Source organism: Mesorhizobium sp. M6A.T.Ce.TU.002.03.1.1, assembly GCF_003997275.1.
Taxonomy (GTDB): domain Bacteria; phylum Pseudomonadota; class Alphaproteobacteria; order Rhizobiales; family Rhizobiaceae; genus Mesorhizobium; species Mesorhizobium mediterraneum.
In genome coordinates, this window is sequence record NZ_RZTI01000194.1 from 1 (window position 1) to 7,739 (window position 7,739).

Sequence of the window (7,739 nt, forward strand, 5' to 3'; positions counted from 1 at the left end):
TCCTCGACTTCGCCTGCCACGAGCCGGATCGCCTCCAGCGCGTCAGCGGTTCGCAGCGTGATCTCGATCGCCGGCAGGCCGCCGCGCGCCAGGGCGCGCGCCAGCGGCACGGCGTCGGTGACATTGGCGATCTTCAGCACCGGGATGACTGGCTGGCCGTTGAGGAGCGACAGGAGCTTTTCGGTCTTGTTGGGCATTTGTCGTCTCTCCGGTATTGATCCGTTCAACCGGTTAGCAGAAGGCCGTTTTTCTGTCCACGAAACGAAGCGTGTCGCGATGTCACGCACTACCGGCAATGCCGTCAGCCCGACTGTCAAAGCCACCAAGGAGAGGCTGGTCCACGCGTCAGCCTTGAATCGGCTTTCATGAGCGTTTAGTGGCTTCGGCGATGACACTGCCCAATCAAACTTTCCGCGTCGCCGCGCTCTACAGGTTTGCCCGGCTCGGCGACTTCGAAGCGTTGCGTGCGCCGCTCGCCGTCTTCTGCTGCGGACGCGGTATCAAAGGCACGCTGCTTCTGGCGCATGAGGGCATCAATGGCACGGTCGCCGGCAGCGAAGCTGATATCGCCGCGCTCATCGAGCATCTCGAATCCATCGAAGGTCTCGCCGGTCTCGAGGTCAAGTACAGCAGCGCCGCGCAGATGCCGTTCCACCGTATGAAGGTGCGGCTGAAGCGCGAGATCGTCACCATGGGTGTTGGGGATATCGATCCGGCGGCAAGCGCCGGCACTTATGTCGCGCCAGCCGACTGGAACGCGCTGATCTCGGATGCGGACACGATCGTCATCGACACGCGCAATGCCTATGAGGTGTCGATCGGCACCTTCAAAGGCGCGGTCGATCCTGCCACGACGAGCTTTCGCGAATTCCCGGCCTGGGTCGATCAGCATAGGGCCGAGCTCGTCGGCCGGAAGGTGGCGATGTTCTGCACCGGCGGCATACGCTGCGAGAAGGCGACAGCCTATGTGAAGTCGCTCGGCTTCGAGGACGTGTTCCATCTCAAGGGCGGTATCCTGAAATATCTCGAGGAGGTGCCCGCCGAACAGAGCCTCTGGCAGGGCGAATGCTTCGTCTTCGACGAGCGCGTCTCGGTGTCACACCGCCTGGTCGAGGGTGAGGCTGAACTGTGCCGCGCCTGCCGGCATCCGCTGACCGGGCAGGACCTGTTATCGCCGAAATATGCCGCTGGCACCTCATGCCCGCATTGCTTCGATGCCCGTTCAGACGAGGATCGTGCGCGCTACGCCGAGCGCCAGCGCCAGGTCGAATTGGCGCAAGTGCAGGGCAGGGCCCCGCATATCGGACGTTAGAGCGCTTCATCGTTTCACGGAAACGCCGAACCGCTCTATCTCTTTGTTTTTGCGCAATTCCGGACGGAAAACCGTTTCACACTTTTCCTGGAATTGCTCTAGAGCGACGTGCGTCAGCTTGGAGGCACAAAGTACGCTCTAACACTTTGAATCTACGCATTGTGTTTTCCGAAAATCGATTCGGATTTTCGGGCCGATGCGTTAGGAACACGCATATCCTGACACCACCTGCTCGTTTGCGTCATCACTGGCAAGGCGCTCACCCGTCATTGTAATGTCAATATGCGGGGCCTACCTCTTCAACGTCCGAAAACCTGCCCGTGCACGTTCGGCCGGGCCAATTCTGGAGGCATTGATGTTCGATCCCAAGAAGCTCCTCGACGATCTGCTCGGCTCGCAAATTCCCGGGACGGGGTCGACCGTCCGCGAAAAAGGGGGGCAGGCTGTGCAGATGGCCAAGGACAATCCCCTGGCGGCCGGCGCGCTGGCCGCGGTGCTGCTCGGAACCGGCGCTGGCCGTCAGATCACCGGCACTGCGGTGAAGCTCGGTGGCCTGGCCGCGATCGGTGGCCTCGCCTACAAGGCCTACCAGAACTACAAGAGCGGCAGTGCGCCGGCTGAGACGCAGGTTGCCGGTGAGCCGGAATTGCTGCCGCCGCCCGCTGACACCGCCTTCCATCCCTCGCAGGCGCCGCAAGGCGAGGACGAATTCACGCTGACGCTGGTGCGGGCGATGATTTCGGCGGCGAAGGCCGACGGCCATATAGACGACGGCGAGCGGCAGAAGATCGCCGGCAAGCTCAGCCTCGCGGGCATCGGCTCCGACGCTGAGAAATTCCTGATGTCGGAGCTGGAAACGCCGCTCGATCTGGATACGCTGGTCGCTGGCGCCCAAACCGACGCGCAGAAGCTCGAACTCTACACCGCCTCGCGGCTCACCATCGATCCGGATACGCGTGCCGAACGCGGCTATCTCGATCTGCTCGCCGGCCGCCTCGGCCTGCCGGACGCGCTGGTCGACCATGTCGAGGCGACGGTGTCGGCGGCAAAGGTGCCAGCGGAGGGCGCCAGCGAGGCAGCAAAGGCGGCTAGCAAGACCGCTCCCAATTCGCGCTGGTAGGCTGCAACCGTAGGGAGTTGACTGGCCAGATTTCGCGCTAACGTCTCGTTAACCCGGCGAGCGCATGATTTTAGGCAGTCGGATCGGCTTCCTCCTCCCAAGCCCGGTTCAGATCAGGGCGGCCGCCAATGGCCGCCCTTTTTGTCGGCTCAGCTAGCGCATAACCCGAAATCGGAATCGATTTTTGGACGCGATCATGCGCAAAATCAAATTGCTCAAAATCAAGGTGCTATAGCGTCCTTTGCGGGCACCCGGCGCTGTAGGAGAACAGTTATGACAGACTACAAAACCGCCATCGTCACCGGCGCCGGCACGGGCATCGGCAAAAGCGTTGCCACGGCGCTGCTCAAGGCCGGCTGGAACACGGTGTTCTGCGGACGCCGCAAACCGGTGCTGAAAGAGGCGATCACCGAGGCCGGATCGACACAAGCCAAGGCGCTGGCGGTTGCCTGCGACATCAGCAAGGCCGATCAGGTCGACGAGATGTTCGAGACGGTGGCGGCGGCTTTCGGTCGTGTCGATCTGCTCTTCAACAATGCCGGCACGAGCTACAAGTCGACGTTGATCGACGAGATCCCCGTCGAGGTGTGGAACGACATCGTCGGGGTCAATCTCACCGGCTCGTTCCTGTGCGCCCGCGCCGCCTTTGGCGCCATGCGCAGGCAGCGGCCGATGGGTGGCCGCATCATCAACAACGGCTCGGTCTCGGCCTACGCGCCGCGGCCGGGCTCGGTGCCTTATACCGCGACCAAGCACGCCATTACCGGGCTGACCAAGACGCTGGCGCTGGACGGCCGGCCTTATGACATCGCCTGCGGCCAGATCGACATCGGCAACGCCTTGACCGACATGGCGCAGGCTATGACGGTCGGGGTGCCGCAGGCCAATGGCTCCATCGCCGCCGAAGCGGTGATGGACGTCGAGCGCGTCGCCGATGCCGTCGTTCATATGGCCAGCCTGCCGCTCGACGCCAATGTGCTGTTCATGACCGTTATGGCGACGAAAATGCCGTACGTCGGGCGAGGGTGAGCAGCCGCTCTAGGACTGCGTGACCGAAAGCGGCACGCCGGGAAGATATAGCGAGATGGGGCGGATTTCGTAGACGGCGGTCGGATTGACGCGACGAAGGTCGCGTGCAATCGCGATCGCGGCATCAGGCGTGGCGCAGTCGACGACGTAGAGTCCCAACAATTGCTCCTTGGTCTCGGCGAAGGGTCCGTCAATGACCATTCCGGCGCCCGGCCCGCGCAAGGTACACGCGTCTTGTGTCGCCCCGAGCCGCGCCGCCGGGCCAAGGGTGCCTTCCCGGTATAGCCGCTCGTTGATCTGGAGCAGATCGGTCATCAACGCCGCATCCTCCTGCGGCGTCAGCGCCGTGATCGCTTCTTCCACGTGATAGGCGAGGATGGCATAAAACATCTGACGTCACCTTTCTTCGGTCGTGAATTCTATCGCCGAACGCGCAAAGAGCGCTGTGGCACTTTGATTTGCGCATGATCCCCAAGGAAAATCGATTCCGATTTTCCCTGGGGATGCGCTTGTCCTCATTTGCCCAGAAACGTCTCGATCCGCTCCAGCGCGCGCTGGATGTTCTCTTCGGAGTTGGCGTAGGACAGCCTGATATAGCCCTCGCCGAGAATGCCGAAATCAGGTCCGCCGATCAGCGCCACGCCGGCATCCTCGAGCAGGGCGGACGCCAGCTTCTTGGCCTTCCAGCCGGTCTTCGAAACGTTGGGGAAGGCATAGAACGCGCCCTTCGGCGTGATGCAGGAAACGCCAGGCAAAGCGTTCAGCCCCTCGACCACGACCTTCCTGCGGCGGTCGAAGGCACGCATCATCTCGTCGACGTCGTCCTGCGGGCCGTCGATGGCCGCGATGCCGGCATATTGGCTCGGCGCATTGACGCAGGACCAGCAATTGACTGCCAGCTTGCGCACCTTGTCGTAGAGGTGGGCGCCCTTGTCACCATTCGGCCAGATAGACCAGCCCATGCGCCAGCCGGTCATCGCCCAGGTCTTCGACCAGCCGTTGAGCACGATCAGCCGGTCGCGGATTTCGGGAAAATTGAGCAGCGAGCAGTGCGTCTCGCCGTCATAGGTCATCACGTCGTAGATTTCGTCGGAGAGGATAGCGACGTCGGGGTGCGCTTCCAGTCCCTTGACCAGCTTCTCGATCTCGGCGCGGGGGGTGACCCCGCCGGTCGGGTTGGCCGGTGAATTGAGGATGAGCAGCCTGGTCTTCGGCGTGATCAGTGCCAGCGTCTCCTGCGCCGAGAAGGCAAAGCCGTTCTCCTCGCGCATTGGCACCGGTACCGGGGTGGCGCCGGTGAACTCGATCATCGAGCGATAGATGGGAAAGCCGGGATCGGGATAGAGAATTTCAGCGCCCGGTTCGCCGAACATCAGGATCGCGGCGAACATGGTCGGCTTGCCGCCGGGCAGGATCATCACCGACTCAGGCGACACCTCGACGCCGGTGGTGGTCAGCGTGCGGCGCACGACCGCTTCGCGTGTCCCCAGTAGGCCGTTGGCCGGCGTGTAGCCGTGATGGCCGTCGCGCAGCGCCTTGATCGCTGCCTCGACGATGTGCTGCGGCGTCTTGAAGTCGGGCTGGCCGATGCCGAGATTGACGATATCGCGGCCCTGATGGGCAAGCGCGGTGGCACGCGCCAGCACCGCGAAGGCATTTTCCTCGCCAAGACGGTCGAAGGCCGAAATCGTGTGGAGCATTTTTCCCGTCCGTGTGGTTCTTTCACCGAGCGAGCGTTTTTGTGAGCGTCCCTTCGCAAAAGTCAAACGGATTGGAGCTTTGGGTGTCGGAAAATCTCAAGAATTGGCAACCGCGCCCGCGGCCCGAACGCAAAGTCCTGGAGGGGCGCTACGTCAGGCTTGAACCGCTCAACGCGGAAAAGCACGGCGACGGCTTGTTTGAAGCATCCTCGGTGCCCGACGTGGATGGCCGCTTCGCCTGGCTGCCTGACTACCCACCGCAGACCCGTGCCGCCTTCCAGCCTTGGCTGGACAAGGCCGAAGCCAGCGAAGATCCGCTGTTCTTCACCGTCATCGACAAGGCCAGCGGAAAAATTGCCGGGCGCCAGACGCTGATGCGCATCGATCCGGCCTATGGCGTGATCGAGATCGGCAACATCTATTGGGGTCCGCTGATCTCGCGCAAGCCGGCGGCGACGGAAGCGCAGTTCCTGTTCATGAAATACATCTTCGACGAGCTTGGCTATCGCCGCTACGAATGGAAATGCAACAACCGTAACGAGCCGTCGAAGCGCGCGGCGGAACGTTTCGGCTTCAAGTTCGAGGGCATTTTTCGCCAGCATCTTGTGGTCAAGGGCGAAAACCGCGATACCGCGTGGTACTCGATCATCGACAAGGAGTGGCCGGCATTGCGCAGAGCCTATGAGGCATGGCTCGATCCGGCCAATTTCGAGGGCGACGGCCGGCAGAAGCGACGGCTCGAGGATTTCCGTGCCGAGTTCGGTGCGTAGCGGGAGTTCGTGAATGGCGCATACCCATGATCACGGTTCGCAGGGGCACGACCACAGCCACGGCGCCGGTCATGTGCACGGCTCTACCGACAAGAAACGGGTGCTGATCGCGGCCTGCCTGACCGCCGGCTTCATGGTCGTGGAAGCGCTTGGCGGTCTCCTCACGGGATCGCTGGCGCTGCTGGCGGATGCCGGCCACATGCTCGCCGACTGTATCGCGCTCGGCCTTGCCTGGTATGCTTTTCATCTGGCCGGCCGCCCGGCCACGGTTCGCCTCACCTACGGTTTTGGCCGGGTCAAGACGCTGGTCGCCTATACCAACGGCATCGCAATCTTCGCCATTGCACTGTGGATCATCTATGAGGCTTGGGAACGCCTGCTGACGCCTGCGCCCGTGCTCGGCGGGCCGATGCTGGTCGTTGCGATCGCCGGTCTGCTGGTTAATATCGGCTCCTTCTTCGTGCTGCATGGCGGCGACCGCGACAGCCTGAACATGCGCGGCGCCATCCTGCACGTGCTCGGCGATCTGCTCGGCTCGGCGGCGGCGATCATAGCTGCCCTGATCATCCTGGCGACGGGCTGGACGCCTATCGATCCAATCCTGTCAGTCCTTGTCTCGCTGCTGATCCTGTCTACGGCCTGGTCGCTGATGCGCGAAGCAGCCCATGTCCTGCTCGAAGGCGTGCCGGCGAGCCTCGATCGCGACCTGATCGCCAGGGACATAGAGGGGACAATCAAGGGCGTGCGCGAGGTCCATCACATGCATGTCTGGTCGCTTGACGGGTCAAGCAACATGGCGACCTTGCATGCCTGCCTCAACGATGGCGTCGATGCCCACAAAGCGGTCAGCGCCATCAAGAAGCGGCTTGCCGCCGAGCATGGAATTGCCCACGCCACCGTAGAACCGGAATTCGGCCAATGCGCCGACAGCCATGATGAGCACCACGGCGAGCACGACCATGCGCACAATGTGGCTCCGCATCATGGCCACTATCACTGACACCGGGAGTTCCATGGCATTGGTAACCAAATTGATGAATTTCCGCAGCGTCGGGACCACTTGATGGACCGCGACACGCGCAATGCGGCAATAGGCGCCCTCTGGGTGCTGATCCTGTTCGGCATCGCCGCCTACTATTTGCCAACCGTGATGCTGGCGGTCGGCCGCGTCTCGACCATTCTTGCCGCTGCTATTGCCGCTGTCTTCATGGTGGCCATCTTCGTCGTGTTTTGGCTGCGCGGTCGCAGCCAGCGCAAAAGAGGAAAATGATATGCGTATCCTGATAACCGGTGCGGCAGGCATGGTCGGCCGCAAGCTCATCGCCCGGCTGGCGAAGGACGGAACGCTCAGCGGCCGGAAGATCGCCGCGCTCGACCTTCACGATATCGTGCCGCCACAGGCGCCGGTCCTGGAAGACGTCGATGTTGCTATCCATACCGGCGATCTTGCTGCGCCGAGCGCGACGGAAAGGCTGGTCGCGTTGCGGCCGGACGTGATCTTCCATCTCGCGGGCGTCGTGTCGGGCGAGGCGGAGGCCAATTTCGATCTCGGCTATCGCGTCAATCTCGACGGCACAAGGGCGCTGTTCGATGCCGTAAGGCTGGCGGGGTTTGCGCCGCGCGTCGTCTTCACCTCGTCGATCGCCGTGTTCGGCGCGCCGTTCCCGGATGTCATCCCCGACGAATTCCACCCGACGCCATTGACCTCCTACGGCACGCAGAAGCTGATGGGCGAAGCCCTCTTGGCCGATTACACACGGCGCGGTTTCTTCGACGGCATCGGGATCAGGCTACCGACCATTTGCGTC

Annotated in this window: 9 protein-coding genes and 1 pseudogene; 7 read left to right on the forward strand and 3 right to left on the reverse strand. The window is 62.5% G+C overall.

Annotated features, from left to right (window positions below):
* A pseudogene (locus EOC93_RS31380) lies at nt 1–197 on the reverse strand (keto-deoxy-phosphogluconate aldolase); the annotation flags it as partial.
* A 191-nt stretch (nt 198–388) separates the two neighbouring features.
* On the opposite strand from EOC93_RS31380, the gene EOC93_RS31385 reads away from it, so the two are divergent.
* The 3 genes from EOC93_RS31385 (at nt 389) to EOC93_RS31395 (ending at nt 3,461) form a co-directional block, all read left to right on the forward strand.
* Nucleotides 389–1,312 (forward strand): rhodanese-related sulfurtransferase, encoded by a 924-nt coding sequence (locus EOC93_RS31385; RefSeq protein WP_127206558.1) that lies wholly within the window; start codon nt 389–391, stop codon nt 1,310–1,312.
* Nucleotides 1,313–1,667: 355 nt separating this feature from the next.
* Complete coding sequence (locus EOC93_RS31390; RefSeq protein WP_095484085.1) at nt 1,668–2,432, forward strand: tellurite resistance TerB family protein; 765 nt, start codon at nt 1,668–1,670, stop codon at nt 2,430–2,432.
* 273 nt (nt 2,433–2,705) lie between these two features.
* Nucleotides 2,706–3,461, forward strand: coding sequence for an SDR family oxidoreductase (locus EOC93_RS31395; RefSeq protein WP_095484086.1), 756 nt, complete (start codon nt 2,706–2,708; stop codon nt 3,459–3,461).
* A 9-nt stretch (nt 3,462–3,470) separates the two neighbouring features.
* Here EOC93_RS31395 and EOC93_RS31400 read toward each other — a convergent pair whose 3' ends face one another.
* Both EOC93_RS31400 and EOC93_RS31405 read right to left on the reverse strand, forming a co-directional pair.
* Nucleotides 3,471–3,851: a YciI family protein gene (locus EOC93_RS31400; RefSeq protein WP_095484087.1), complete on the reverse strand. Its 381-nt coding sequence runs from the start codon at nt 3,849–3,851 to the stop codon at nt 3,471–3,473.
* Nucleotides 3,852–3,976: 125 nt separating this feature from the next.
* Complete coding sequence (locus EOC93_RS31405) at nt 3,977–5,161, reverse strand: pyridoxal phosphate-dependent aminotransferase (RefSeq protein ID WP_095484088.1); 1,185 nt, start codon at nt 5,159–5,161, stop codon at nt 3,977–3,979.
* An 83-nt stretch (nt 5,162–5,244) separates the two neighbouring features.
* Here EOC93_RS31405 and EOC93_RS31410 point away from each other — a divergent pair, with 83 nt between their 5' ends.
* The 4 genes from EOC93_RS31410 to EOC93_RS31425 form a co-directional block, all read left to right on the forward strand.
* On the forward strand, nt 5,245–5,931 hold the full coding sequence (locus tag EOC93_RS31410; RefSeq protein WP_127206559.1) for a GNAT family protein: 687 nt from the start codon (nt 5,245–5,247) through the stop codon (nt 5,929–5,931).
* Between the two features lie 13 nt (nt 5,932–5,944).
* Nucleotides 5,945–6,931, forward strand: coding sequence for a cation diffusion facilitator family transporter (locus tag EOC93_RS31415; protein ID WP_095484089.1), 987 nt, complete (start codon nt 5,945–5,947; stop codon nt 6,929–6,931).
* Between the two features lie 63 nt (nt 6,932–6,994).
* Entirely contained in the window at nt 6,995–7,201 is a 207-nt protein-coding gene (locus tag EOC93_RS31420; RefSeq protein ID WP_095484090.1) for a hypothetical protein, read from the forward strand.
* A gap of 1 nt (nt 7,202) precedes the next feature.
* Nucleotides 7,203–7,739, forward strand: a 537-nt coding sequence (locus EOC93_RS31425) for an NAD-dependent epimerase/dehydratase family protein (protein ID WP_127206560.1), incomplete at its 3' end; no start/stop codon positions are given.

Coding starts and splice junctions, on each gene's coding strand:
- EOC93_RS31400 (WP_095484087.1), bottom strand. CDS start 3,851: ATGTTTTATGCCATCCTCGCCTATCACGTGGAAGAAGCGATCACGGCG.
- EOC93_RS31405 (WP_095484088.1), bottom strand. CDS start 5,161: ATGCTCCACACGATTTCGGCCTTCGACCGTCTTGGCGAGGAAAATGCC.
- EOC93_RS31385 (WP_127206558.1), top strand. CDS start 389: ATGACACTGCCCAATCAAACTTTCCGCGTCGCCGCGCTCTACAGGTTT.
- EOC93_RS31395 (WP_095484086.1), top strand. CDS start 2,706: ATGACAGACTACAAAACCGCCATCGTCACCGGCGCCGGCACGGGCATC.
- EOC93_RS31390 (WP_095484085.1), top strand. CDS start 1,668: ATGTTCGATCCCAAGAAGCTCCTCGACGATCTGCTCGGCTCGCAAATT.
- EOC93_RS31415 (WP_095484089.1), top strand. CDS start 5,945: ATGGCGCATACCCATGATCACGGTTCGCAGGGGCACGACCACAGCCAC.
- EOC93_RS31420 (WP_095484090.1), top strand. CDS start 6,995: ATGGACCGCGACACGCGCAATGCGGCAATAGGCGCCCTCTGGGTGCTG.